Origin of the sequence: Anabaena lutea FACHB-196, from assembly GCF_014698305.1 — a bacterium.
GTDB lineage: Bacteria > Cyanobacteriota > Cyanobacteriia > Cyanobacteriales > Nostocaceae > Anabaena > Anabaena lutea.
In genome coordinates this window covers 1-26,179 of record NZ_JACJST010000040.1, presented here as the reverse complement: position 1 = coordinate 26,179, position 26,179 = coordinate 1, and the positions used below count along the sequence as shown (strand labels likewise).

The 26,179-nt window shown below is 39.5% G+C and carries 23 protein-coding genes and 1 pseudogene; 10 read left to right on the top strand and 14 right to left on the bottom strand.

All coding sequences use genetic code 11. From position 1 onward, the window contains the following. The 5 genes and pseudogenes from H6G59_RS25820 to H6G59_RS25800 form a co-directional block, all read right to left on the bottom strand. Positions 1–353 (bottom strand): annotated as a pseudogene (locus tag H6G59_RS25820) (photosystem II q(b) protein); the annotation flags it as partial. A 223-nt stretch (positions 354–576) separates the two neighbouring features. Further along, on the bottom strand, positions 577–3,300 hold the full coding sequence (locus H6G59_RS25815) for a cation-translocating P-type ATPase (protein WP_190720566.1): 2,724 nt from the start codon (positions 3,298–3,300) through the stop codon (positions 577–579). Between the two features lie 280 nt (positions 3,301–3,580). Further along, positions 3,581–4,615, bottom strand: coding sequence for an AI-2E family transporter (locus H6G59_RS25810; protein ID WP_190720564.1), 1,035 nt, complete (start codon positions 4,613–4,615; stop codon positions 3,581–3,583). A 324-nt stretch (positions 4,616–4,939) separates the two neighbouring features. Further along, the gene (locus H6G59_RS25805; RefSeq protein WP_190720562.1) at positions 4,940–6,439 is read right to left on the bottom strand and encodes an MBOAT family O-acyltransferase; all 1,500 of its coding nucleotides are present in this window, start codon (positions 6,437–6,439) and stop codon (positions 4,940–4,942) included. A gap of 170 nt (positions 6,440–6,609) precedes the next feature. Next, positions 6,610–9,618 carry a DUF1574 domain-containing protein gene (locus H6G59_RS25800; RefSeq protein WP_190720560.1) on the bottom strand — a complete coding sequence of 1,003 codons (3,009 nt, stop codon included), beginning with the start codon at positions 9,616–9,618 and terminating at the stop codon, positions 6,610–6,612. Between the two features lie 216 nt (positions 9,619–9,834). Between H6G59_RS25800 and H6G59_RS25795 the strand changes: the two genes are divergently transcribed. From H6G59_RS25795 to H6G59_RS25785, 3 genes are all read left to right on the top strand, one after another. Then, positions 9,835–10,053: a hypothetical protein gene (locus tag H6G59_RS25795; RefSeq protein WP_190720558.1), complete on the top strand. Its 219-nt coding sequence runs from the start codon at positions 9,835–9,837 to the stop codon at positions 10,051–10,053. 114 nt (positions 10,054–10,167) lie between these two features. Next, positions 10,168–13,224, top strand: coding sequence for a phosphoenolpyruvate carboxylase (ppc, locus tag H6G59_RS25790; RefSeq protein ID WP_190720555.1), 3,057 nt, complete (start codon positions 10,168–10,170; stop codon positions 13,222–13,224). 76 nt (positions 13,225–13,300) lie between these two features. Next, positions 13,301–13,555 carry a hypothetical protein gene (locus H6G59_RS25785; protein ID WP_190720552.1) on the top strand — a complete coding sequence of 85 codons (255 nt, stop codon included), beginning with the start codon at positions 13,301–13,303 and terminating at the stop codon, positions 13,553–13,555. A 5-nt stretch (positions 13,556–13,560) separates the two neighbouring features. On the opposite strand, the gene H6G59_RS25780 is transcribed toward H6G59_RS25785, so the two are convergent. Then, positions 13,561–13,947, bottom strand: coding sequence for a hypothetical protein (locus tag H6G59_RS25780; protein WP_190720549.1), 387 nt, complete (start codon positions 13,945–13,947; stop codon positions 13,561–13,563). A 157-nt stretch (positions 13,948–14,104) separates the two neighbouring features. Between H6G59_RS25780 and H6G59_RS25775 the strand changes: the two genes are divergently transcribed. Continuing rightward, positions 14,105–14,392, top strand: coding sequence for a small RNA NsiR4-regulated ssr1528 family protein (locus H6G59_RS25775; protein WP_190720546.1), 288 nt, complete (start codon positions 14,105–14,107; stop codon positions 14,390–14,392). A gap of 28 nt (positions 14,393–14,420) precedes the next feature. Here the strand turns inward: H6G59_RS25775 and H6G59_RS25770 are convergent, their stop codons facing one another. Beyond that, positions 14,421–15,866: a DUF3370 domain-containing protein gene (locus H6G59_RS25770; protein WP_190720543.1), complete on the bottom strand. Its 1,446-nt coding sequence runs from the start codon at positions 15,864–15,866 to the stop codon at positions 14,421–14,423. A gap of 192 nt (positions 15,867–16,058) precedes the next feature. Here H6G59_RS25770 and H6G59_RS25765 point away from each other — a divergent pair, with 192 nt between their 5' ends. Both H6G59_RS25765 and H6G59_RS25760 read left to right on the top strand, forming a co-directional pair. Continuing rightward, entirely contained in the window at positions 16,059–16,448 is a 390-nt protein-coding gene (locus H6G59_RS25765) for a hypothetical protein (RefSeq protein WP_190720540.1), read from the top strand. After that, positions 16,448–16,780, top strand: coding sequence for a hypothetical protein (locus H6G59_RS25760; RefSeq protein ID WP_190720537.1), 333 nt, complete (start codon positions 16,448–16,450; stop codon positions 16,778–16,780). Before H6G59_RS25765 ends, H6G59_RS25760 begins: the two co-directional genes overlap by 1 nt. A gap of 155 nt (positions 16,781–16,935) precedes the next feature. On the opposite strand, the gene H6G59_RS25755 is transcribed toward H6G59_RS25760, so the two are convergent. The 4 genes from H6G59_RS25755 to H6G59_RS25740 all read right to left on the bottom strand — a co-directional run bounded on the left by H6G59_RS25755 (position 16,936) and on the right by H6G59_RS25740 (position 19,442). Continuing rightward, positions 16,936–17,496 carry a Uma2 family endonuclease gene (locus tag H6G59_RS25755; protein WP_190720534.1) on the bottom strand — a complete coding sequence of 187 codons (561 nt, stop codon included), beginning with the start codon at positions 17,494–17,496 and terminating at the stop codon, positions 16,936–16,938. An 81-nt stretch (positions 17,497–17,577) separates the two neighbouring features. Beyond that, on the bottom strand, positions 17,578–18,009 hold the full coding sequence (locus tag H6G59_RS25750; protein ID WP_190720531.1) for an NUDIX hydrolase: 432 nt from the start codon (positions 18,007–18,009) through the stop codon (positions 17,578–17,580). Between the two features lie 8 nt (positions 18,010–18,017). Beyond that, positions 18,018–18,470: a DUF3531 family protein gene (locus H6G59_RS25745; protein ID WP_190720528.1), complete on the bottom strand. Its 453-nt coding sequence runs from the start codon at positions 18,468–18,470 to the stop codon at positions 18,018–18,020. 39 nt (positions 18,471–18,509) lie between these two features. Further along, on the bottom strand, positions 18,510–19,442 hold the full coding sequence (locus H6G59_RS25740) for a Sll0314/Alr1548 family TPR repeat-containing protein (protein WP_190720525.1): 933 nt from the start codon (positions 19,440–19,442) through the stop codon (positions 18,510–18,512). 210 nt (positions 19,443–19,652) lie between these two features. On the opposite strand from H6G59_RS25740, the gene H6G59_RS25735 reads away from it, so the two are divergent. Continuing rightward, entirely contained in the window at positions 19,653–20,366 is a 714-nt protein-coding gene (locus H6G59_RS25735) for an ABC transporter ATP-binding protein (RefSeq protein WP_190720523.1), read from the top strand. Between the two features lie 129 nt (positions 20,367–20,495). Then, entirely contained in the window at positions 20,496–21,251 is a 756-nt protein-coding gene (rsmG, locus tag H6G59_RS25730; RefSeq protein WP_190720520.1) for a 16S rRNA (guanine(527)-N(7))-methyltransferase RsmG, read from the top strand. A 38-nt stretch (positions 21,252–21,289) separates the two neighbouring features. Here rsmG and H6G59_RS25725 read toward each other — a convergent pair whose 3' ends face one another. Continuing rightward, positions 21,290–22,012 (bottom strand): superoxide dismutase, encoded by a 723-nt coding sequence (locus H6G59_RS25725; protein WP_199332165.1) that lies wholly within the window; start codon positions 22,010–22,012, stop codon positions 21,290–21,292. A 430-nt stretch (positions 22,013–22,442) separates the two neighbouring features. Between H6G59_RS25725 and H6G59_RS25720 the strand changes: the two genes are divergently transcribed. Then, positions 22,443–22,955: a DUF29 family protein gene (locus H6G59_RS25720; protein ID WP_190720516.1), complete on the top strand. Its 513-nt coding sequence runs from the start codon at positions 22,443–22,445 to the stop codon at positions 22,953–22,955. An 85-nt stretch (positions 22,956–23,040) separates the two neighbouring features. Here H6G59_RS25720 and H6G59_RS25715 read toward each other — a convergent pair whose 3' ends face one another. Then, entirely contained in the window at positions 23,041–23,373 is a 333-nt protein-coding gene (locus H6G59_RS25715) for a Uma2 family endonuclease (RefSeq protein WP_479686173.1), read from the bottom strand. Positions 23,374–23,663: 290 nt separating this feature from the next. Beyond that, a complete protein-coding gene (locus tag H6G59_RS25710; protein WP_190720513.1) occupies positions 23,664–25,085 on the bottom strand; it encodes an NADP-dependent isocitrate dehydrogenase in 1,422 nt (473 codons plus the stop codon). 304 nt (positions 25,086–25,389) lie between these two features. Here H6G59_RS25710 and H6G59_RS25705 point away from each other — a divergent pair, with 304 nt between their 5' ends. Next, on the top strand, positions 25,390–26,103 hold the full coding sequence (locus tag H6G59_RS25705) for a GUN4 domain-containing protein (RefSeq protein ID WP_190720510.1): 714 nt from the start codon (positions 25,390–25,392) through the stop codon (positions 26,101–26,103). The last annotated feature ends 76 nt before the right edge of the window (positions 26,104–26,179 follow it).

The window sequence follows — 26,179 nt, the reverse complement described above, 5'->3', positions numbered from 1 at the left end:
TGGAATACTACTAGTTGGTAAGGACCACCGTTGTACAACCACTCATCTAAGGATGCTGCTTCCCAGATTGGGTAGAAGTGTAATCCAATTGCGTTGGAGGAAGGAACAACTGCACCGGAGATGATGTTGTTTCCGTAAATCAAGGAACCTGCTACTGGCTCACGGATACCGTCGATGTCAACGGGGGGAGCAGCGATGAAGGCGATGATGAAGCAGGTGGTAGCAGCTAACAGGGTGGGGATCATTAGTACGCCGAACCAACCGATGTAGATGCGGTTTTCGGTGCTGGTGATCCATTCGCAGAAGCGATCCCATACGTTAGCGGTTGAACGCTGTTGTAAGGTTGTGGTCATTTTATGAGTGCTTTATTTTCGTATGATGTCGATAGGTTGTTTTGCCTATCTGTATTCAACATTAAAGCCTAAGTTGAGTTTTGTAAAGATAATTAAAATTAGTATTGGTTATATCAGTTATATGTTTTTCTAATGTATTTAGGTTAACAGAATTCAGGAGTCAGGTTGCAGAGGAGAAGATTTTCCCCCTTGCTGCCTGCTTGCTATCTGAACCGTAGCAACATCAAAAATTAGAGTCTAAACGATTGGCAAAGGATGCTACTGCAATCATTGGCAATCCGACAAGTAGACAAATTAACCATTGATTCAAGTTCAAGGGGGCTGTATAAAATAATTGATTCATTACACTCCATTGGCTGAAAATGATCTGCAAAATAATAGTGCTGGCGATTCCTACATACATTGCCGTTGGATCACCGATTTCTCGATTAATTCCGCGAATTTTATCGACCATAGTAATACCTAATTGGGTGATGCTTAACAGGTAAAAAATTCTGCCTACTACTAAAGCTTGAATTGCCATAGTCCTGGCAACAGCAATATCTCCAGTTGTTTGTCGCATCCATTCAAAGACACCGAAAATTAAAATCCAGTTAAAGATAGAAATGAGGACAATACGTTTGACTAGATGAGGAGAAAGTAATTTTTCATTGGGATTGCGAGGTGGTTGTTGCATTACCCGATCAGACTTGGGTTCAAATGCCAAAGGAACTGTCATAGCAATGGAATTCACCATATTTAACCAGAGAACTTGTAAAGAGAGAATTGGTAAATCTCTGGCTAACAAAACGCTAATTAAAATCGTCATAGATTCACCACCATTCACGGGGAGAATAAAGGCGATCGCTTTCAATAAATTTTGATATACTGTTCTGCCTTCCTCAACGGCAGCTTCTATAGACGCAAAGTTATCATCTGTCAAAATCATATCAGCGGCTTCTTTGGCTACTTCTGTACCCGCCCCACCCATGGCAATACCAATATCTGCTTGTTTGAGGGCTGGTGCATCATTGACACCATCCCCCGTCATGGCAACTATTTCACCTTTAGATTGTAGTGCTTCTACAATTCGCAATTTCTGTTCTGGTGCAACACGGGCAAATACTACCCCATCTTCTATGGCTGTGGCCAGTTCTGGTTTTTCCATGTTCGCCAGTTCTGCACCTGTAAAAGCGCGAATTTCCCGATGATGATTAAAACCCATGCGAGAGGCGATCGCAGCCGCAGTTACAGCATGATCACCTGTAATCATCTTCACTTGAATACCAGCTTGTTGACAGGCTTGCACCGCCTTGATAGCTTCGGCACGGGGCGGATCTATCATCCCCTGTAAACCTAAGAAAATCAAATCATTTTCGATATCTGCGTGATCTATTGAGACTAGATTTTCTGATACTGGTTTTTTCGCAAAAGCTAACACCCGTAAACCTTGATGTGCCATTGTATCAACTTGCTGATTTACGGAGTCCGCATCTACAGGGACAAGCTGTCCAGAGGAATTTAACATCTGTTGACAACGCTTGAGAATTGCTTCTACCGAACCCTTAACATAAATAATTCGTTCTTGTTGTTCAATTTCATGCAGAGTTGCCATGTACTGAAACTCTGACTCAAAGGGTATGACATCAAGCTTAGATATACTAGTGCGTAGGTGGTCACGGGTTAACCCGACTTTATTGGCTGTAGTTATTAATGCGCCCTCGGTGGGATCGCCGACTACTATCCATTGTCCATCTTTATTTTCCAAGTGGGAATCATTACACAACAAGCCGGCTTTTAAACATTCCGCTAGAGGAGGAACATCATTAAAATCTAGAGGATTTTCATTGAGTAAAATTTCTCCGCTTGGTGCGTAACCTGTACCTGTGACTGTATACTGTTGATCACCTGCATAGATGGCTTGTACAGTCATCTGGTTTTCAGTCAGAGTCCCAGTTTTATCAGAACAAATAACTGTCGCACCCCCCAAGGTTTCCACTGCGGGCAACTTGCGAACAATAGCGTGACGGCGTGCCATGCGGGAAACACCAATAGCTAAGGTGACAGTGACTACAGCAGGTAATCCTTCAGGAATGGCACTCACAGCAAAAGCCACCGCAGGTTCAAACATTTGTACCCAGGTGTTACCGTATCCTAGTCCGACGGCAAAGGTGAGGGCGGCTATGCCTAAAATAATGTAAAGTAGGGTGCGACTAAATTTGTCAAATTTCCGAGTTAATGGGGTTTTGAGGATGTTTCCCTGTTCCATTAATTGAGAAATGCGCCCGGTTTCTGTGGCTGTACCAATGGCAACTACAACACCTTTAGCAGTCCCAAAAGTGACAAAACTGCCAGCATAAGCCATATTAGTGCGTTCTGCTAAGGCTGCATCTGCATTTACGGGTTGGGTATTTTTTTCTACAGCGACAGATTCCCCGGTTAATCCCGATTCGTTGATTTGTAAATTGCGTGTTTGTACAAGTCGTAAATCGGCTGGTACTTTATCACCAGATGTTAATAATACTATGTCTCCGGGAATTAATTCGGTGGAGGAAACTTGGAGTTTATTACCGTTGCGGATAATGGTGCTGTTGGTTGTGACTGATGAGGCTAAGGCAGCGATCGCACTTTCTGCTTTCGATTCTTGCACAAAACCAATAATAGCGTTAATCAGAGTTACGCCCCAAATTACTCCAGCATTTACCCATTGTCCCAAAAATGCTTTAATTGCACCGGCAATTAACAAAATATAAAGTAGTGGCTGATGAAATTGCAGCAAAAACCTTAATAAAGCACTTTTTCCGCGTTTGGCTTTCAGTTCGTTAGTACCAAAAGTTTCTTTGCGTTTAGCTACTTCAGCAGCATTTAAACCTGTTTCAATATTACTATTTAAATATCTACTTACTTCCTGTACGGGTAGATTATGCCATTGATGTTCTGTTAATTGATTTTTAACTGATGCTGTCATATTTTTTGCTCCCATATCATCCCCTGACAAGTTAACAATTTCAAATTAATTTACAAGTCAGTTTTGCTTTCCTATAACTTACGCGAAATATCTAAAATTCTTATTTCTCCCTGTTATCTGCTAGGTTTTTATCTTATTGGTGTGTACGTCATATTTAAAATTTTAACAAATATGTAAAATTTAAATTAAATATCCTTAATCTTCTCATTATTCTATATAAGTAAAACAAGTTTAAATTGGGCATCCTGCTCTGATTATCAAAGAATTTTATTTACCTATATTAAGAGAAAAAAGAATGATGCTGCCATTTATCTAAAATATCTTTAAATAAAACTTCCTCTAACCAAGTTTTAGTAATTACAGTTAAGGGTATTGCCATTAATAATCCTAAAGTTCCAAAAAAAGTAGCAAAAACTATTTGAGAAGTTAAGGTAATAGCAGGTAATAAAGCTACTTGTTGAGCCATAACAGTGGGAGTTAACCAATAACTTTCAATATTCTGAATCACAATATAAACAATCAAAACTGCTACAGCTTTCCAAGGGGCATCTATAAGAGCGATTGCCATAGGAAATACTACACTTAACGTCGGTCCAATATTGGGAATAAAATTAAGTAATCCTGCTAAAACAGCATGAGCTAATGCTAGAGGTACTTGCAAAATCCATAAACTAATCCCACTCAAAGCCGCAATAAATACCATTTCTATCAAAGCACCTATTGTCCAATTTCCCAACCCAGTTGCACAGCGCGAAAGAATTTCATCAACTCTTCGGCGGTAAAAAGAGGGAAATATCCGTATAAATGATTGGCGATATGGTTGAGGATCTGCCAATAACATGAGAGTCAAAACTAAAACAAGTAACAATTCTAAAGTAGCGTTAATAGAAGTTGTTAATATTGTAAATGATCTCTCAAATACCTGCCTAACTAAGGGTTGAATTTGCTGAATGAAGTCATTAAAATTAGGTATATATTCGGTTTCTCCTCCAAAGCGGTTTTCTAAATAGTTGAGCCAATCTTGAATCCTGGATATCCCTGCTGGTAGAAGTTTTGAAAGCTCTTGAAACTGAGAAATAAAAGGAGGTACAATCAAAAAAAACAAGCTGATAAACAGTAAGAGAAATCCAACAACACTGAGTAATACAGACCAAGAACGCTTGATGTGTAATTTTTGAATTTGTAAAACCAACTGATTTAAAGCTGTGGCTAGGACTACTGCTGTAAAAAACAGTAACATCAAACGTCGAATCTGCCAAAGAATATATAGAGAAACGATTAAGCTTAGTAAGCCCAACAATTTACCAAATTTCACGTCTGTAGTACCTCCGCATTAAATGATAAACTGGAGCAAATTGGCTCACAAGCATTATTATTGATTTTACTGATCATCTTTGAACTTAAAATATATAAAAAATCTGTCTTTTAGATGAAATTTACCACAAATATTGATGATTATAATGTCACTTTAGATAGATGCATTATGCAACTGTATCAGTTATTTCTTGAGAGACTACATTTGGTTTTTTAGTTTTCGCAATGAGTCAGAAATTACTCTTTGTGGAGATTTTAAGGACTAAAGTCCTGACTACGAGTCTTCTTTTAATTTAACAAGTGCAGCGGAATTCCGCCGAACTCGTTAAAAATCAAAGTATATATAAGGCAAGCCACCTTTGGGAGCTAGTAAGCCCACAGCGTAAAAGCATAAAGGTACGAAGACAAGTTTAATAGGCCAGCTAAACTCTAATTTCAGACCACGCTTAAATACATAAGATATGGTCATTAAAACCCATAGGGCTGCGAGTAAGTAAGAGATTTGATATTGGCTGATATTGAGGACTTCCACATAGACTTTTTGGGCAAATTGTTCATCAGCAGTATGACCCCAAAGATGTTGAAAGACCAAAGTAGAGTCTTGGAGGTTGGGGAGACGGAACCAAATCCAAGATGTAAAAACCATCAGCTGTGTTAAAACCCAAGCGAAAATTATCCCCAGAGGGTTTTGCCAGAATAGTTCTAGAATTTTCAAGCGATCGCTCATAGCATCTGTGAGACGATGAACTCCTAAAGCTATGCCATGAACAGCGCCCCAAACCACAAAACCCCAAGCGGAACCGTGCCAGATTCCTGCAACTAGCATCACAATTAATAAATTGCCGCAGGTGCGAATCAACCCACGACGGGAACCCCCCAAAGGAAAGTAGAGGTAATTCCGCAACCAATCCCCCAAAGTTATGTGCCAGCGTCGCCAAAAATCAGCAATATTGGTACTGAAGTAGGGAAAGTTAAAATTTTCAGGTAGCACGAAACCGAAAAGTAAAGCACTCCCACGGGCAATATCTACGTAACCGTTAAAATCTAAATACAACTGTAATCCGTAAGCAAAGGTAGCTAACCACAAATCAGCGCTACCTGCCCGTTGTAAATTCCCAAAACATAAATCCACAAAAATTCCCAGATTGTCGGCGAGAATGCCTTTTTTAACTGCACCTCTAGCAATTAACCATAAACCCTCTGCCACTCTATCAACATTAGGAAATCTGACAGTATTGAATTGAACTGCTAAATTATGGTAACGAGTAATCGGCCCAGAAATTAACTTAAGAAACAGCAATTTATATACAGCAAAGTTCAAAAGTTTTTCCGTAGCAGGCGCACCACGATAGACATCTATTAGATAAGAAATGCACTCAAATGTAAAAAAGGAAATTCCTAGAGGGGCAATGAATTTAAATGTCGCATCTGGTGAGTTCGTGGGCAGATTAAATAGCAATTTAAATAAAATAGGCAAATACTTAAAACTTAGCAAAATTGCCGCATTTAAAATTATGCCCAACCATAAAATTTTCAGCCGCCTCAAATTCCAGTCAGCTTGAGAAAATTGCCAATCTTCCTGAGAAATTTGCCAGCTTTGGGAATGTTTACCTGGTGATGTATTTTTGCCAATTTCTAGCCCCAGACGAAAGTTAATAAAAGTGAGTACTAATAGTAATGGTAGATATTGAATGTGCCAAGATGCATAAAATACAAGACTAGCTATTAACAAAGTCCACAGTTTTAACTTTTGTTCAGATACAGTCCAGTAAATGCCCAAAACACTCAGCAAAAAAATCCCGTAAAAAATTGATATAAACTTCATTTTTTAGTCATTACTTATTAATTGTTGGCAGAGAAAGATAACAGTAAACCGTCAAACTTGATCACTGTTAGCTGATATGAAGTCACTTAATTAAAGATCCAAATTAATCTTCGCCTCAACCGTCAGTCCACTTTTATAAACCTGAAAATGAAACGGTATGATTCACCTTCTTACTTCACGATCCAGGGAATCATGGGGTCACTTGCCAGCTTTTGCGATACTTCATATGCTCCATAGCGGTTTAGGTGACTAGGATCTGAAAAGTAATCATTTGCTTTTAGCCAAATTTTACTGAAATCCCGGTATATAAAGTTGGTATTAGTAGTAGATGAATTTAACATATATTGTTGAAATTCTTGCTCATATTTTAGCCGTATTGGATCTAGGTATTCTTCTGTAAGAGGCATATTCACAAACACTATAGGGATTTGATTAGTTTTTGTAAACTCCAAAACCGATTGCAAAGCTGCATCTTGTTTACCTTGTAGTAAAAAAGATTTATAGTCGTTATCGTAATTTCCAGTTACTCTAGGGTGTTTTTGATAGTATGTGGCGGGATTGAATCGAATGGGTAAGGGTAAAAAACCATCAAAATCTACTGATTGGGTGGTATTATCTGCGTTGGTATCGGGCATCAGTTGAATTTTTGCTGTCATTTGCTGATTGCTAAAAGGCAAATGATTGAGTTGTTTGTGCAATAAGTTTTTAATTTGATCACGATTTTTGTAGCTAAAAGATAGCCCTAAGAAAGACTGATTTAACCACTCATCTGCGGCTTGATAGCTGTTATTCTCTGTTTTTAAAACAGGAAGTTTTTCGTCATTTGTAACATTTGTTTTAGACTTGAGTAATTTATTGCTATTAATCTTGATTGCCGCTTTATTTAAAACTTCTTTATAACCTGGTGATGCAGCAATGGAATTAAAAGTTATATCTTCTCTGCCACTGTTAAAAGCTCTAGCACCATCTGCCCAAAGAATTAGTCTGGGTAATTCCGAAGGTTCCAAAACTTGGCGAATGATAAAATCTACAACTTGCGCTGTCGCACCATTAATGCCAAAGTTAAATACATCAACCTTTGGATAACCCTGAGTTGCTAAAGCTTTAGAAAGGGCTACCGGATCGATTCCTCTAAGGGCGCGAGAAGAACCAATAATTAATACATCTGGAGGATGGCCAGTTGTGACTATACGGTGTTTATACAGTGCTAATTGTTCATCTAATTGTCGAGCATTAAAACTTGGTATTTGGGATCGTGCGGCTAAAAGAATAGCAGTAGCGTTGGCTTTTTCTTTCAATGGTGCAGCTGGCAATTTTTCTGATGGATCATGATTTTGGATGAATCCAGAAGCATTAAATGCAGAATTCTCAGTCTGAGAAGATTTGGTGTTTTCAGTGCTACTAAAAAATGCTGTTCTCTGACCCTGATCTTCTCCTGATTTCAAAGGCGACTGTGACGAGGATAAAATACCAGCAACTTTGGTAGAACTTAATCCAGTCCGAGTAACGACATAACCCAACATCCAATCGCTTTGGATTGTAAGAATTAATCCTAAGGCCATCCAAATTATTACACCCCAAATGCCTTCTTCATCATGGTTAGGTTCGATTGACGGGGTTGCTTCTGTAAATAGTTGAGTTCCCACTAGCAACTTTTTCAGTTTGTGGTTAGCAGTTTCTACCCAATTCTGTGCTACTTCAGTCACAAAACTTTGAACGTCCTGTGGTGTTAAATCAGGACGCAAAATTGGCTCATTATTTTCACTACTGAGTAAATCACTTAGATATTCAGCAGTTGCCGCAAATTCTGGCGTAGCTTCAGGCACTAAGCGTTGACGATGTCCTAAATCAACACCGTGACTCCAAGCTGGTTCTTTATCGCCGGCACGACGACCATAAACACGTACACCAATAATACCGGCAATGTTGAGTTGGCGAATAAATTGAACAACTTTAGTGGCTACCTGTGGTCGTGTCGGACAAATTGGCGCATCACACATAATGTGTAACAAATCACCTTTACGAAGCAGCATCACGCGGATACCACCTGTTTTTAAGCGCCAATCCATGTCAAAATTGAGTAAGCGCTCTAGTGAAAAAATGATTGCTGGTTCATCACCAGAAATACTGAGATCCAGTGTGGATGTTGCCAAAGCGGGATGCTTGGCTGCTGGTAAAGACAACCAATCTACCCAGGCGGGTTGCTTGTCGCCTGTTTTTTGACCGTAGATGGCAGCAGCGAGAATACCTTGGGGAGCGATCGCTTCTAGCTGGGATAAAATTACCTGTAAGCAGGTTTCCTGATCTGGTGCTGAGGCTGTTTCTAAGGGATCAAAGGCTGGGGTGCAAAATATGTGCAGGGTAAATTCTTTTAGAGAAGCTTGAATAGAAATTTTAAATTCTGACAACGCTTCTGTTAACAGTCTAGCGATCGCTTGCAAATCTCCCCACCGCGCCCACTCTTTCAACATCGTTTCTGGAGGCGTTAAATCCACTCTTAGCCGCCAATCAGCATCAGTTTCTCCTTTGACTTGAGAAACGATAACTGCATCGTCATAGCCCAACAGTTTGAGATGTCGCAACCTCTGAGCTATGGGTTCCCCTAATAAAGAGGCATCAGGGCTATAACTTGACTGACAAAATATCCACAGACGATGACCTGGAGTTTTAGATTCAGCGTGAGACTGATGGGGCTTAATTTTAACTTGTACTGCCACACCCAAAGTACTCAAATTTTCGCTGAGATAGCGAGCAATAGCATCTGGGTTGCCTTGACGCGCCAAACTCTCATTCGAGACAATGAGCGCCCCATTAACTTGTCTCGATTTGGCTGCATCTGCTAACAGTTCTTGCTGTACCTGCTCTAGATGCCGCTCTAATTGATTCAGGTACACCCGGTGACACCATTCAGGATGGTGTACCCCTTTCTTTCGACCATAGACCAATACTTGGTATATTGGGGATTGTTCTTCACTTGTGAGGCTATCCAAGTCCGTTTGCTGTAGTGCTTGCAGCAAATCAGACAGAGTATGCCAACGTTGCGGACAGTCTGTACCTTCGCAAAGTATATGCAGGTCATTTCCTAGCAACCGGACTTTCACCCCGAAAGTGCTGATCCCTGTTGCTTGGCTTACCCACTGCACTAAAGTTTGCTGACGATCAAGTAATACTGTTTTCATGGGAAGTTAACTTTAACAGGAAGCGAGTATGGGGAGATTTGGCCTGTACTTGTAAACTAAAAACATAGATTTATCACATTTTGCAGTTTTTTTTTAACAATTTTGTTACCTTTGTAGCTGGCAAAATGGGCAAAGATAGTTTTATAAGGTTACACATCCTCTGAAGATTGAGTTTTGCGTTTATTTTACTCATCTGTCAATCACAAAAAATTAGCAATGTTATCTGTAACCCAAAACACCTCAACTAATTCTGGACTAAATTTGATTTTTTGTAACATTTCTCCATCTTGTCTTCTCCCCATCAGTACAGCCGCTCTGCTGATGCTGCTCATAGCAGATAAAGCCACTGGTAAAGCACTAGAAGCTTTAGGTGAAGCTAGTGAAGAAGTGTTTCGGGGCGATCGCCTCCCCAACCTCACTTTCCCAGATGAATAGGAATTAAACCAACCCTAACTATATATAAGCATTTATTGGCTCCAGGTAGTCCTATGCAGCCGAAGCGAAAAAACTAGAATTGTAAACAGTATTGGCTTTACGAGAGCGGAGAATATGGGTTCCCTTTTATACTCTTCATCGCAAACAGCGAATGTCTACCCCATGTCGGAATTATTCTTGCGTCATCGTCTACAGGTAGTAGAGGAATTGTGGGAGTCGGTTCTTCGACAAGAATGCGGCCAAAAAATGGTGGACTTATTACGACAGTTACGCGATTTATGTTCGCCGGAAGGACAAGCTACACATGACCAAGCTTCTTCAGCTGTCGAATTGATTGAACAATTGAATATCAACGAAGCAATTCGTGCGGCTCGCGCCTTTGCTCTGTATTTCCAGTTAATTAATATAATTGAGCAGGAATACGAACAAAAGCAGCAACTAACCCGCTATTCGGATACAGAAACAACTGATCAGGAATATCTGGCCAATATTATTTATTCAACTAATCAAAGAGAAGACGACTTACCTGTCACCAAGGCATTAGGTGCAGACGCAGGAACACAAAGTTGGATAGATAACACCCAAGTCAGCCAAAAAGGGACATTTTCTGCCTTATTTCCCCTGTTATTCAAACTGAATGTACCACCGCAGCAAATTCAACGCCTGATTTCCCAGTTGGATATCCGCTTAGTGTTTACTGCACACCCAACGGAAATTGTCCGTCATACTATTCGGGATAAACAGAGACAGGTAGTAGATCTGTTACAAAAATTAGATGAATTAGAAAATCGTTCTGGTGGTTATCCTTGGGAAGCTGCGGAAGTTAAAGAGCGATTACTAGAAGAAATTCGTCTTTGGTGGCGTACAGATGAACTTCATCAATTTAAACCTACAGTCCTCGATGAAGTAGATTATGCCTTGCACTACTTCCAAGAAGTCTTATTTGACGGCATTCCCCAACTATATAAACGCCTCAAATACTCCCTAGAGCAAACATTTCCTTGGTTAGAACCACCTAGTAAAAATTTCTGCTCCTTTGGTTCCTGGGTAGGCTCAGACAGAGATGGAAATCCATCGGTGACACCAGAAGTGACTTGGAAAACCGCTTGCTATCAGCGGAAAATGGTGTTGGAAAGATATATCAAATCAGTGAAACAACTGATCGAATTATTGAGTGTGTCCATGCACTGGAGTGATGTACTACCCGATTTGCTGGAATCTCTAGAGTTAGATCAATCTACCTTAAGTGATGTATATGATGCTCTAGCGCTGCGTTATCGCCAAGAACCCTATCGCCTGAAACTGGCTTATGTGCTAAGACGACTGGAAAATACACGCGATCGCAATTTGGCTTTATATAATCGGGAAGTTCCCCAAAATGAAAACGCCTCAATGTACCGTTCGGGAGCAGAGTTCTTAGCAGAACTGCGGTTGATTCAACGGAATTTGACAGAAACTGGCTTAGGCTGTCGAGAACTAGAAAACTTGATCTGTCAAGTGGAAATTTTTGATTTTAATCTCACCCAGCTAGATATTCGCCAAGAATCATCCCGTCATTCCGATGCGCTGAATGAGATTCTCGAATACTTGCAAGTTTTACCCCAACCATATAACGAACTGTCCGAGTCACAAAGGGTAGCTTGGTTAACTGGGGAATTGCAAACCCGACGGCCGTTGATTCCTAGCGAATTACCATTTTCCGAAAAAACCAACGATGTCATTGAAACTTTCCGCATTTTGCGATCGCTACAACAAGAATTTGGCATCAGCATCTGCCAAACTTACATCATCAGTATGTGCCGGGAAGTTAGCGATGTTTTGGAAGTTCTCATCTTAGCCAAAGAAGCCAGATTATTTGATCCCGCCATTGCTGTAGGTTCAATTCGAGTCGTACCTCTATTTGAGACAGTAGAAGACTTACAACGCTCCAACAGCGTCATGAGTCAACTATTTCAACTCCCCCTCTATCGCGCCTTATTAGCAGGGGGCTATGAAGCAATTAATCCAGAAACAGCCGGATTAACTCCCCAAATCCCCAACTCCCCATCATCTTCTATTCTCAACCCCAACTTACAAGAAGTGATGCTGGGGTATTCTGATAGCAACAAAGATTCTGGTTTTTTAAGCAGCAACTGGGAAATACATAAAGCCCAAAAATCACTTCAGAAAATCGCCGAAAAGTATGGCGTTAACCTGCGTATTTTTCACGGACGTGGTGGTTCGGTGGGACGGGGTGGCGGCCCTGCTTATGAAGCAATTTTGGCTCAACCAGGAAACAGTATTAATGGCAGAATCAAAATTACTGAACAAGGGGAAGTTTTAGCTTCCAAATATTCCTTAGTAGATTTGGCATTATACCATGTAGAAACTATTACTACTGCGGTAGTGCAAGCTAGTTTATTGCGGACTGGGTTTGATGATATTGAACCCTGGAATGAGATCATGGAAGAGTTATCAGTGCGATCGCGCCAACATTATCGCGCCCTGATTTACGAACAACCTGATTTTATCGACTTTTTCCACCAAGTCACTCCCATAGAAGAAATTAGCCAACTCCAAATTAGCTCTCGTCCAGCCCGACGACCATCTGGGAAGAAAGATTTAAGCAGCTTACGGGCTATACCTTGGGTATTTAGTTGGACACAAACCCGGATTTTGCTACCTTCTTGGTATGGCATGGGTACGGCTTTACAAGAATTTTTAGATGCAGAACCGGAAGAACATCTAAAATTGCTGCGCTACTTTTATATGAAGTGGCCGTTCTTCAAAATGGTAATTTCTAAAGCTGAGATGACCTTAGCCAAAGTAGACATTGAAATGGCACGTCATTACGTCCAAGAATTGTCCAACCCTGAAGATACATCCCGGTTTGAGCAAGTTTTCGAGCAAATTGCTAGTGAATTTTATCTGACTAGAGATTTAGTCCTAAATATTACCGGACACAAACGACTTTTGGATGGTGATCCGATTTTGCAGCGTTCTGTACAGTTACGGAATGGGACAATTGTACCTTTAGGATTTATTCAAGTTTCTCTACTCAAGCGTCTACGTCAATACAAAAACACCAGCACCTCTGGAGTAATTCACTCCCGTTACAGCAAAGGTGAATTACTAAGAGGAGCATTGTTAACTATTAACGGTATTGCAGCAGGTATGAGAAATACAGGTTGATGGGTAATTCGTAATTCGTAATTCGTAATTCGTAATTCGTAATTACGGATTCCCACCTACCTAATTAACAATTACCATGACCAATAAACGCATCCTAATTTGTACTTGTTTAGCGCTATCTTCTGGCTTTTTTGGTGGTTACATTGGCGGACAAATCACGTCAATGCTGCACAATCAGAAATGTCAAAATCAAGCTTGGGGCTGGCAACAAATGTGTAATGCTTGGGTAACACCAAAAGCAATATGGCAAGGTAGCACAGCCGGAATTTGGACAGGTACAATATTAGGAGCGTTTGTTGGCGGTTCAGTAACACGCAAATCTAGTCATTAGTCAATTCAACCATCAGTTGAAGTCGGAGAAGATTGTAAATTACTTAAAGATTGCCAACTGTTAGTGCTGGTATCAAAACAGCGCCAATATCCTTTACGTTCGTCTTTATAACAAAATAAGGTGCGATCGCGATCATCAAAATTATCAGTTAGAAAGTATACCATTCCCCGAAACGGATAAGTTTTACGACTCAGGCGTTTTGCTACAGCTTGATTCGGACATTCGACGATAAAAACAGATTCTCCATTGATATTAGCCAAGGAGAAAATACACATCCGCAAAATTGCTCTCAGCCAGCTTTCAGAATTCTCGAAATAATCGTCGATAATTTTGTTAGTCAGGGCTTGTTCGAGGCTGCGGTCTTTGTTACGAGGAGTGTGGGCTTCAGACATAGCATCACCTAAAATGGCTACACCGCTGGTTAGAGATTAAACTAAAATTTCCAAAACTGACAAGTCTAGACTCACAAAGCTCATCAATCAAGCAACACAGCCAGAGGTGGCAGAAAGACTGGTACAGTATACTTAATATCCTTAAGAGCTAATTGCCATGACTACTGAAACTACTACAGGTGCTGATGCTATCGATGTAGCGATCGCTAAAGGCATTGATTTTGATGGTTCTCCCATTCCCGAAGCTAAATTAGAATTATACAGCCAAGTTATGGGACTAGAAGCAGGTAGACAGCGTAGTGGCGTATCCAATACCATGCGTTCCCGAATCGTCCGCATTGGTGCAAAACACATTCCCCAAGCAGAACTAGACCAAAAGCTTGTTGATGCAGGTTTTGCACCTCTGAAAGAAAAAGAAGTTGCCTTCTTCTACGGCGGTAAATAAGATAGGGAAAACTCCCACCGTCTTTACCTCATTTTTTTAAAGTTCTCACCGTTAAAACCTGGGGTGGAGTGGAATCGGGTGGATAAATCAAATCTAGCTGCACCATGCGCCTCATTCCAGGTTGTAACACAATTTCTGTCAAAGGTTCCAACACCTGACCAGTGCGATGCCATAAATGCACATAGCGCGTCTTTTGTTCCCCCTTCTCATCAGCATAACGCAACCGCACTGTCCCCCGAAAGAAAGGAAAATCTAAGGATGGTTTTCGGAAGCGGACACCACCTTGAGTTAATTTATCTTCTTTTAAAGGTGTTTCTAAAGTTACAGCAACAGCTTGAGCTTTATCAGTTTTATTACTTAAAGGCAAACTGAGACTATATTCTACGCCATAATTTCCATGTGCTTCATAAGCTGTGTCGGGATAACGCACCAACATCTTCGCCGTTTGGTTTTGTTCAGTACCCAATCTACCAGCGCGTAAACTAGCTATAGGATAGGAAATTGCTTGACCTGGTTCGGGAATAGTGAAAATTTCTGTTTTCGGACTATCTACTAATTTTGCTTCCCAGCGCGAACCCTCAGAAACACCCGCTACACGCCCATAAATTAATTGACCCCCTTTAGCATCTGGTGCGGTGGGTATTTTATCTCTTGGCCCAGCAAAATTACCGTTATTTAGTAAATCTTGCCATTCCGCCATAGTTGGCGCACGGTCAGAACCATCAGCATTTTTCTTAGCATACATTGCTAAACTAGCTGTATAAACTTTGCTATTACTACGCAACCGGAAAAAGCTAGACCGACCATTGACAGGTTTTTCCAAATTTCGCACTGGAATAGGATGATTTAGCAACATCCGACTTTTTCCCGCAGGAATTACCAATTTAGCCGGAAAATCAGCTTGACGAACTCCCCGTAGCACATCAGCTACCGCCCTAGCACCTGGGCCTGAAAACACTTTACCATCATTATTTTCAATGTATGGAGCTAAAGTTACAAAAGGCGCATCTTGCATTAAATAACTCGCACCCTGTAACACATCTACCGTTACAGATTTTTTACCAGGATTATGCAAAATTATACCCAGGTAAAGGGTTTGCAAATCCTTGGGAGTGTGGCTATAGTGGTGAGCAAATAAATCAAACCGTCCTTGAAAGGGAAAATTCAGATGTGCTGCTGGAACTTTTTTCCCATTTGCGGGAAAGGTAGAAAGTAAAACGCCTTCAGTTTTCACCCATTCTGGGCTATTACTATTAAACACAGGTATGGTATCTAATTTCCCAGGTAAAGCACGCACTTTTCCAGCGGTGATAATTTCTTGAGGTGCAGGTTTGGGTGGAGTTTGAGCATTTGCTAAGTCTTTGGTATGATTGGCGTTGAATGTTGTACATCCAATGCTTTGAGTAACAGCAAGTCCTGATAGAAGTATGAAGAGAGTTACAGGTATTTTATTTTTTGGCTGTAGAACTGGCATAATGCTTTTTTGAAAAAAGATGTATTCTCAAAGATGAACAATTTTAATTACAGTTTCTTCGTAGCATATTTCTGAGACTAGTTATTTTTTTGAAAAAATATCTGACGCACTTATACTTATAACTATACAATTATCTGTAAGTTTAGGGTAAATTTGAATTAACCTGGAAATTTCGACTCAGGAGTTAAATTGATGGATATACTCATTGAATCGACCAAGGATTTTGAGAAAGATTTAGAACAATTTACCGATACGGAAAAGTTTAGAATTATTAAAGAAATGAATCGCTATTTTGAACTTTTGTCATCTGAAAACAATTCTTTTTACCAAAATAGCGAACAACTTAGAAATATAAAACTTAATCATTCCTATGATTCCACTATATATTCTCTCAAAATTAACGATGAACAAAGAATAATTTTAACTATTGATGATGATCCAATTTTTGGTTGTATATTAGTCACTTTATTTAGAATAGTTGACGCAGAAGACGCACAAAAGGCATATAACGCTATTGCAGAGTTTATTTATCAAGATTTTACAGTAAATGAAGATATAGAAGTTAAAGTTACTTCTTTCTAATGCCACAAATTAAACCTCTTCTAGATGAATATGGCGTTATCTATGAAGCGATGAAGATTTTGCCAGAGGATTTAAAAATTGATTTTCTGGAAGCTTTAGCGGAACTAGAAGATAATGAATGTCACAGAACTAGAACTTTTCCCAAAACGAGATTACATAAAGTAACGGGTATTAAACAAGCAATATACCGTGCTGATATTGATAAAATATCAGGGTGGAGGATACATTTACAATATATTGAAGGTAAAATACATTTAAAAGACATTATCGGTGGTCAACATCATGATAATGTGATTGAAGTAATTAAATTAAAAAAAGATAGATATGATTAAGATAATTCGTAATTCGTAATAATGCCTCCGGCAGGCTACCGCCAACGTAATTCATAATTTAGTTTTGTAAAGGAGATTTAGACACCGCTACAAAACTTGCCGCTTGTTAGTTGCGGGGGACTTAAAGTCCAGAATTAATTAGTTAATTAACAATGTTATCCTAAAACGGCATCTACATTTAACTGAATTTCGGGAAATATTTGTAAATCGAGAATATCACCACGTTGAAAAGTTTTAATTTCGCTATAACCATTTGCGGTAGGGTAGCGATAAACTGTAATTACTTGTTCTTCAATATCGACTAACCAAATTTCCGAAATTCCGCTACTCGCATAAAGAGGAATTTTAACTTCTCTGTCATATTCAATGCTACTATCTGCAACTTCAACTAATAGTAAGATATCCTGTGGTTGCGGGTGTCCAGTTTCATAAAAATCGGCACGGGGTTTGAGTAATGCTATATCAGGTTGTGGTTCTGAAAGATTATTTAATATAATTGGATTTTGTACAGCAACTATTACTTTTTTAGCCAGTAATTGTGAAAAAAGAGAATTTAAACGATTTACACAAGCAGTATGTCTTGTTCCAATTGGTGACATTTCAATAATTTCTCCATTAATTAATTCTACTCTGTCATCTTCTTTCAAAATGCCAGCTTTATTCATTTGGTGGTACTGAGAAATGTTAAAGCGTCGTTTGGCTAATTGTACAACCATGAGGAATCTCCTAGTTTGACTCTATAGCTTGACTATAGCAATCCTGTTGAAAGTTTAGGATTGCTATCAGATATTCTTACATTACAAATAATCAAAAAAGACTTCTGGTACTAGTCTTAATTCTCCTGATTTAAATTTAGAAATATCTATCCATAAAGCGCGGTGTTTACGTTCTGGTGTTTCGGAAAAAGTGATACTTTCGATTTGGTAAAATTTGGAATCTGCAAAATCACATTCATAAAGTTGAATGATTTCATGTCCTTGTTTACCATCGAAAGTAAATAGGTTTTCTATACAATTCAAGTAGCGAATATTGGTTAAATCTGCTTGAATTTCTTCTTGAAACTCTCTTTCTAAAGCTACACGACTAGTTTCGCCAAATTCTACACCACCACCTAAAGCCCGATAAAATGTTGATTGTTTTGTGGGGTCATAACCTTCAGATACAAATATTCTATCACCGTCTCGAATTAGTGCTAGAACTATAACGCGAATTTGACCTGGTTTATTCATTGTTTTGACTAATTATCGTAAATTGAGTAAGCGCGACTTTCACTATCTTCAACAGGCCAATCTGAGTTTTCGCCGCCGATATATAATTCTTCAAGAGTGACGTATTCTTCGCTTAATTGGGTGAGAGAATTGATTAAAATATCGAGTGCGATCGCATCACTAGTTCCTAAATCAAACCAACAACGCCCCCATTCTCCTTCATACTCAAACTCACCCATGTTGTGCATTAAGGATAATAGGCTTTTATCATAACCTTTAGCATCATAATTCATGTAGCTAATATCAAATCCGGTATCTTGAACTTGGAGATTTTCGGCATTAAATGCCCCTAATTTACCCAAATAAAACCAGGAATTAAAAACTTCTTCTACATATTGTTTTTCACGTTGGGAGGGTACAGTGCTGAATCTCAACCAAATCCAGACATCAAAAGCATTAAACTCGCGGAATTGAATGTTCATTTTGGTAATGGGTAATAGCTAATTATGAATTACGAAACATCATAAATTTTGCAACCGTTGTGTAGCTTGTTTACGTTCGTATTCAATTTGTTTGACTAAACTAGCGGGGAGTTGGGATTTTTTGGTTAAGGCTTTATCAAAATTAGCGATCGCTTCCTTAATCAGATTCTGGCTTTTTTCATTTCTTCCCTGTGCTTGGAGGATTTGGGCTTTGAGGTAATAGATTTCTGGGTTATCCGCAGTTGTTTTTAAGGCGCGATTGACATAATCTAAAGCTTGAGGGTATTTTTTCAAATCCCGGTAGGCTAAAGCAATACCCCGATCTACCAAATACCCAGGGGCGGCATTTTTTTCTAGCCGTTCAATTGCTTGATCTGGGTTTGTAAAAGGTAAATTTACCGCCAACAATAAATCCATGTAGCCTCGGATTAAGTTTAACTCTGGATCATTGGGAGCGATCGCTTCGGCATTACCTAAATATTCATAGACTTTGCGTAATCGACTCAATGCTTGAGAAGCACCATTGACAGTTCCTTCACGAGTGATAATTACTGCACCTTCCAAAAAATTCCCCACTGCACTGTATAAATTACCACGTAATGGGTCACTACTAATCAACTTTTGTCCAGTTATCAGAGTTTGACGACTGTATTTGTTGAGACTAGCCCAATCTTGATTTCCATAAGCTAAAGATGCTTTCATCGCATAAGCTAGAGGTTCATCAGGTTCACTAGAGAGGGCTTTTTCCAGAAAATCGGCTGCTGCTGGATAATTTCCCTGTTGAAAAATCGCCTTAAAAGCAGCTTCTGTGCGATCGCCAATTTTACGCGGTTCACTACTCCGAAACGGATCACCAGCCAAAGAAGGATTTACCCATAGATTTAGGGTAATAGCAGTAACAAAAGTCACTTTAGCAAGTACAGGAAATCGAAGCGAGGTTATTAATTGAGGAATCAAAAACTTTTTAAACATAAAACCTCTCAGAAAAATTGCGGTTAAAATTGTCTTATCTATTACTTAAAATGCAAAAAATAGTCAATTCTCAACTTAAGTTATTACCGTCAAAACTTTTTACACCCTTAAACACTCAGTTATTTGGTGCAAGATGTCAGTTAGTCTAGTTCGGGGACTTTATAGTCGTTCAGACTTGGTGGTTTGCTAACTTTTTGGTAATCTTAACAAATGCTCTATCTTAGAAATTTAACCTATCACCCCACAGCTTGCCCAACAGCCATTCTCAAATCAATCAACTTAGACTTACCACCCCAACAACTAGGTCTAATTATCGGTCCCAGTGGTTCTGGTAAAAGCACCTTACTAGAAATTTTATCTGGACTGGCTGAACCCACATCTGGCGCAGCTTTCTGGCGGGAACAACAACTCATAGCCGAACAGTTACAGCAATTAGCTGGGATAGTGTTTCAGTTTCCAGAAAGGCACTTTTGCGGTGGTACAATTTTAGAAGAATTGCGTTTAGGGCATCCAGAGTTAGGCTCAGAGCGAGTTCACCAGGCATTAAGCGAAGTAGGATTAGACCATTTATCACTCTCTACCTCTCCCCATGCTTTAAGCGGTGGACAGCAGAGGCGTTTAGCTTTAGCAGTGCAATTGATTCGCCAACCGAATTTACTCTTATTAGATGAACCCACAGCCGGTTTAGATTGGTCAATGCGTCGCCAGTTAGTAAATTTATTAGCGAAACTGAAAAAAGATTGGACACTGTTAGTTGTAACACATGACGCTGGGGATATGTTGCCAATAGCTGACAAGTGCTGGACACTCAATCATGGTGTACTAGAAGCCGTTGACCCAGCGAACTTGGCAAATAAAGAAAAAGAAGCAATAGTAAATTGTAAGAATTCAGGAGTCAGGAGTCAGGAGTCAGAATGCTTATGAAATGAAGAATAGAGAGAAGCAAGATTTTATCAAAATCATTAAATTTGACTCGAAAAGTCTTTATTCTCCTGACTTAGAGAAGTCTCTATCCTGAATACTTACAGTAAATTAACAATTACAACAGTAATAATGACTCTAGAATCTCTACCTATAGCCAGTTTACCAACAATGGCAGAAGTCTGGCAGCAAACTCTAAATTGGCAACCAACAGACCAACAACAAAAACAATTTCAACAGCTTTATGAGTTAATTGTAGAAGGGAATCGGCAACTTAATTTAACTCGCATCACTGAACCTGAAGAATTTTGGGAAAAGCATCTTTGGGATTCTCTGCGAGGTATTGCACCAAAACAGCAATTTTTTTCTTCTCTCCCAGATGGAATATCTGTAATTGATATTGGTACAGGCGCTGGTTTTCCGGGTTTACCAATTTCTATAATTTTTCCCAATTGTCAAATAACTCTGTTAGATTCAACGCGTAAAAAAATTAATTTTATTGATTCAATATTAAGTAATCTTTCTCTAACTAATACTAAAACAATTGTAGGAAGGGCAGAAGAAATTGGTCAGGAAAATAAACATCGCCAAAGGTATGATTTAGCTTTAATTCGGGCGGTAGGTACAGCTTCCGCCTGTGCTGAATATAGCCTACCGTTGGTAAAACAGGGCGGTTTAGCTGTAATTTATCGGGGAAGCTGGACACCAGAAGAAAGCAAAAGTCTAAAAAATGCTGCTAATCAATTGGGTGGAGTAATTGAATTAATTGAAGAATTTACCACGCCTTTTACTAACAGCATTCGTCATTGTATTTATTTGCGAAAAGTGGTAAACACACCAATTCAATTTCCCCGTGCTGTTGGGATACCGAGTCAAAAACCTTTGTAAGGTTACTAAAGGGAAATTGATAAAAAATCAATTACTAATTATCCTAATTTAGTTGCATCTGCAAAGCGTTGATTAATTTCATCCCAATTAACTACATTCCACCAAGCTTCTAAATAATCAGGACGACGGTTTTGATATTTAAGATAATAGGCGTGTTCCCAAACATCATTACCAAAAATGGGATATTTGCCTTTGCTTAAAGGATTATCTTGATTTGCGGTGGTTGTGATTTCTAATTTACCATTTTTGCTACGAACTAACCAAACCCAACCACTACCAAAACGACCAGCACCAGCTGCATTAAACTGTTTTTTGAAATCTGTAAAACTACCAAAATTATCTTTAATTGCGGTTGCTATTTCTCCAGTGGGTTGACCACCGCCATTCGGTTTCATGATTCTCCAAAACATGGAATGGTTAACATGACCACCGCCATTATTTCTAACTGTAGTTCTAATATCTGCCGGCACATTATCGAGATTTTGCAACAGTGCTTCAACTGATTTGCTTTTCAGTTTTGGGTGTTTATCTAATGCCTGATTTAAGTTGTTCACATATGCTGCATGATGTTTATCATGATGAAACTGCATTGTTCTAGCGTCGATATGTGGTTCTAGCGCGTCGTAAGCATAGGGTAAGGGGGGTAGTTGAATAGCAGGTACTGAAGGGGTAGATGTTTCTGCTGAAGCAAAGCTATCTAAAAGAAAAGCACCCGTACTAGCACTCAGTAAAACCAAGAAATGACGACGATTTAAAGCCATAAATCTTTTTGCTGTTGGTAGATTTGCACACTTTCCACTGTTTTAGATCATAACTGCAAAAGCTGATTAAGGGATTGTGATTCACACCCCTCAACATGATGAGGTGAGTTAGCAATGCTGTAACCCACCATAAAATTATCATTTGACTTGAGAATTATTCGTAGGTTGATTGATTTGAATGAGAGATAGTTTGAAAGCAACAATAGGTATTGCAGTAGCTACAATCACCACAGTTCTGAATCAGGATTTCCAGGATGAAAGGATGAACAGGATTTATGATTGACTTTAGGTTGATCAAATTTGGTAATTTTTTATCTCAACTATTTTTTTATCATCCTGTAAATCCTCAAATCCTATCCATCCTGATTCTGACGATTTCTTTGTAAGTACGTTATCATCAAAATAAAAACAATCAGAGAGGTTAACCAAAATGACACAAGAACTAACCGACCTCAGAAATAGTATTTTAGAAGCACGTTATCAAGATGCCTTGGCAATTGTGGATGAGTTAGAAGGAATGAGTAAAAAAGCTAACCTTAGACAAATTAAATCATTTTTGAAAATTCTTCTAATTCATTTAATTAAAAATCAAATAGAACAGCGATTAACAAATTCTTGGGCTGCTTCTATCCGTAACTCAATTAGAGAAATTCAAGAAATCAATATCAAAGAAAATAAAAAGTCTTATTATGTCAATCAAGATGAATGGGAAGATTTAATAGAAGAGGAAGTAGTTGAAGATGCGATTGCTGATGCGAGTTTAGAAGTCATGAACGGTAAATATACTCGTTCTCAATTGGCAGCAATTTTAGATAGAAACCAGATTTTAACTACTGCAAATACATTTCTATCTTTAACTTATACTTATTCGCCAAAAGAATTACCTGCAATTATGGATGATTATTTTAGTCAGTTGGCTGGTGGTGAAAATCGAGTATTTTAATAAAAATTTAAACTCAAACTAAATCCTGGTAATATCTCTTCACCTAATAATTCTGTAGGCAAATTTCGCAATTCCACATCTTTTCCTATTTGAGTTTTTGTTCAGGGGTGAGTGCTTCCCAACGTTCTTTTTGAATCCAAGCTGCATCTGGAGAACGGTCGCCGCCATTTGGTAATTTAAATATAGTGGAAGAACTAAAAGTGTAACCGAGTTTTGTTTGACGATTCCAGATGACTAAATCAGCAATCATATCTGCTTCTCGATTACCGCTTTCTCCTCCCACTGGTGGCATAATAATTAATTCTCCGGCAGATGTGCGCTCAAATTTTAAATCACTATTTTTTTGACATAGTTGATAAAACTGTTCATCGGTGAAATGAACGGTGTCTAAGTTTAGTTTCAAAGGACTGATAACCATAAAAATATTTATTCTCCTGACTAGGATATATTAATATTATGACTCAGATATGATTTATAGCCGTGGACAGGGTGGTTAGGACATCAATTGATAATGAAACTCTCACTACAAGAGGGTTTTACTCCTGAACCGATAGCGCAGCTTGGCGTAAGCCATAGGTCTGCGAAGCGTCTCCTGACTCCTGCTATATATACATACAATTTCTCAATCCTGTTCATCCTCAAATCCTGTAAATCCTGATTCTGACAATTAATAGGGCGGGGAAACCCCGCCCCTACAGGTAATCTAAATTAACCGAAATGTTTGATGATTGCGTCAGCAAATTCAGAACACTTTAATGGTTCTACAGGTGGTTCCATTAACCGCGCTAGGTCGTAGGTAACTTGGGAATTTGCGATCGCATCCCCCAATCCTTTTTTAACCAAATCTGCGGCTTCTTGCCAACCCATAAATTCCAACATCATCACACCGGAAAGAATCACCGAACCGGGGTTAATCTTGTCTAACCCAGCGTGTTTGGGTGCTGTACCGTGGGTAGCTTCAAAAATAGCACAGGAGTCCCCAATATTCGCCCCAGGACCCATGCCTAAACCGCCAACTATCGCCGCAGCAGCATCAGACAAATAATCACCGTTAAGGTTCATTGTCGCCAAAATCGAATACTCATCTGGTCGAGTTTGGATTTGTTGAAAAATACTATCAGCAATCCGGTCATTAACCATGATTTTCTCTTTCCATTTGCCGTTTCCGTGACTTTCCCAAATTGTGTTAAGAACTGTTTCTACTTCCTTGACAATTTGCGCTTTCTTCTCTGGAGTCAAGGAATCAAAACCAGGATCGATCATGCGGGCGTTTTCTTCTGAGGAGAGATTGGCGTTTTTCTCCTTGTTACCCAAAATCCAAGATTCCCGTTCTGTCACTGTTTCGTTACGAAATTCCGTAGTTGCTAATTCATAACCCCAATCACGGAAAGCGCCTTCGGTGTATTTCATAATATTGCCTTTATGCACCAAAGTCACTTGTTGCTTATTTTTGGGCAATAACAAGGCGTGTTTGATAGCCCGACGGACAAGACGCTGAGAACCGGTTTTACTGATGGGTTTGATGCCAATTCCTGCATCCAGAGGAATTTGCTTTTTACCATGTTCTGGAGTAGCGGGTATCAATTCCTCATTCAGGAATTTTATCAAGCGATCGCCAATTTCACTTCCCTGTTTCCACTCAATCCCCAAATATATATCTTCCGTATTTTCCCGATATATAATTACATCCAGTTTTTCTGGAGTTTTGTGTGGAGATGGTGTACCAGCGTAATATCGGCAAGGACGCACGCAACTATAAAGGTCAAAAATTTGTCGTAGTGCTACATTTAAAGAACGAATTCCCCCACCTACTGGAGTAGTCAAAGGACCCTTAATAGCAACTCCATATTCTTCAATAGCTGTTAATGTATCCTGGGGTAAATACTGATAAGTTCCGTATAAATCACAAGCTTCATCACCAGCATAAACCCTAAACCAGCTAATTTTTCGTTTGCCTTTGTATGCCTTAGCTACCGCAGCATCAAGCACTTTTTCGGTTGCTGGCCAAATATCTATACCCGTCCCATCACCTTGAATAAAAGGGATAATGGGATTTTCAGGGACAACTGGTTCACCATTTTTGAAGGTAATTTTTGCTCCAGTTGTCGGGGGGGTAATCTTATCGTACATAGTTAACACACTCCAAATTCATACGCTGCCACACAAAGTGAGAAAATATCCGTTGGGCAGGTTAACAGATTTCGCTATTGTTGTCTTCACTCGGACATGAGGCGCAGATTATCCCCGGCTTTAACTGATACAGTATTGGTAGCTCAGGTGTAGGTTTCAGTTAAGCGATCGCTATTTTGTCCGTTCGCGTAGCGTGCCGGAGGCAATCAAAAATAGTAAACTACTTTTCGCTATCTGTGCTTCATTTTGTAGAATGCCCAATAGCTGATTCGTTTTTCCACTGAACCCTAACACGAGTAATGGCATGACAGACCCAATGATTTTATCAGGCACTGCTAATGACATCGACTCCCTGCGCCAAAAGTTAATCGCTGGGTCTGAAAAAGTCCAACAACAAATCATCCCACAGTTAGCTGACTTGGGTAATGAGGGGTTAGATGTATTGCAGGAATTTTTACTGAAACGTCGTGACACCCCAGCAACTTGGATTGATGGTAAAGCCTACAAAGTAGTCTACAACTCCGATGCACCAAAAGCCAAGGAATTTCTACAAACTTATTTTCCTGAGGGAATTGTACCTCTAAAATCAGACTGTGGGATCAATTACAATTCTTTGCACAAACTGTTGGTCTCGTCAGATTTCCAAGCTGCTGATCTATTGACAATTCAAACAATGTGTGAAGTGGCAGGACCCCAAGCAGTACAAAGAAAATGGTTATATTTTACCGAAGTAGAAAATTTTCCCATTCAAGACCTACAAACCATTAATCATCTCTGGGTAGTTCACTCAGAAGGTAAATTTGGTTTTTCTGTACAGCGAGAAATTTGGTTGGGGTTGGGGAAAAACTGGGAAAACTTATGGCCGAAAATTGGCTGGAAGAGTGGTAATAAATGGACACGCTATCCCCACGAGTTTACATGGGATTTAACCGCCCCCAGAGGTCATCTACCCCTCTCTAATCAACTACGGGGTGTGCGGGTGATGTCTTCTCTTCTCAAGCATCCAGCTTGGAGTTAGGTCACTGGGGAGATGGGGAGATGGGGAGATGGGGAGATGGGGAGATGGGGAGATGGGGATGGAGAGATGGGGAGAT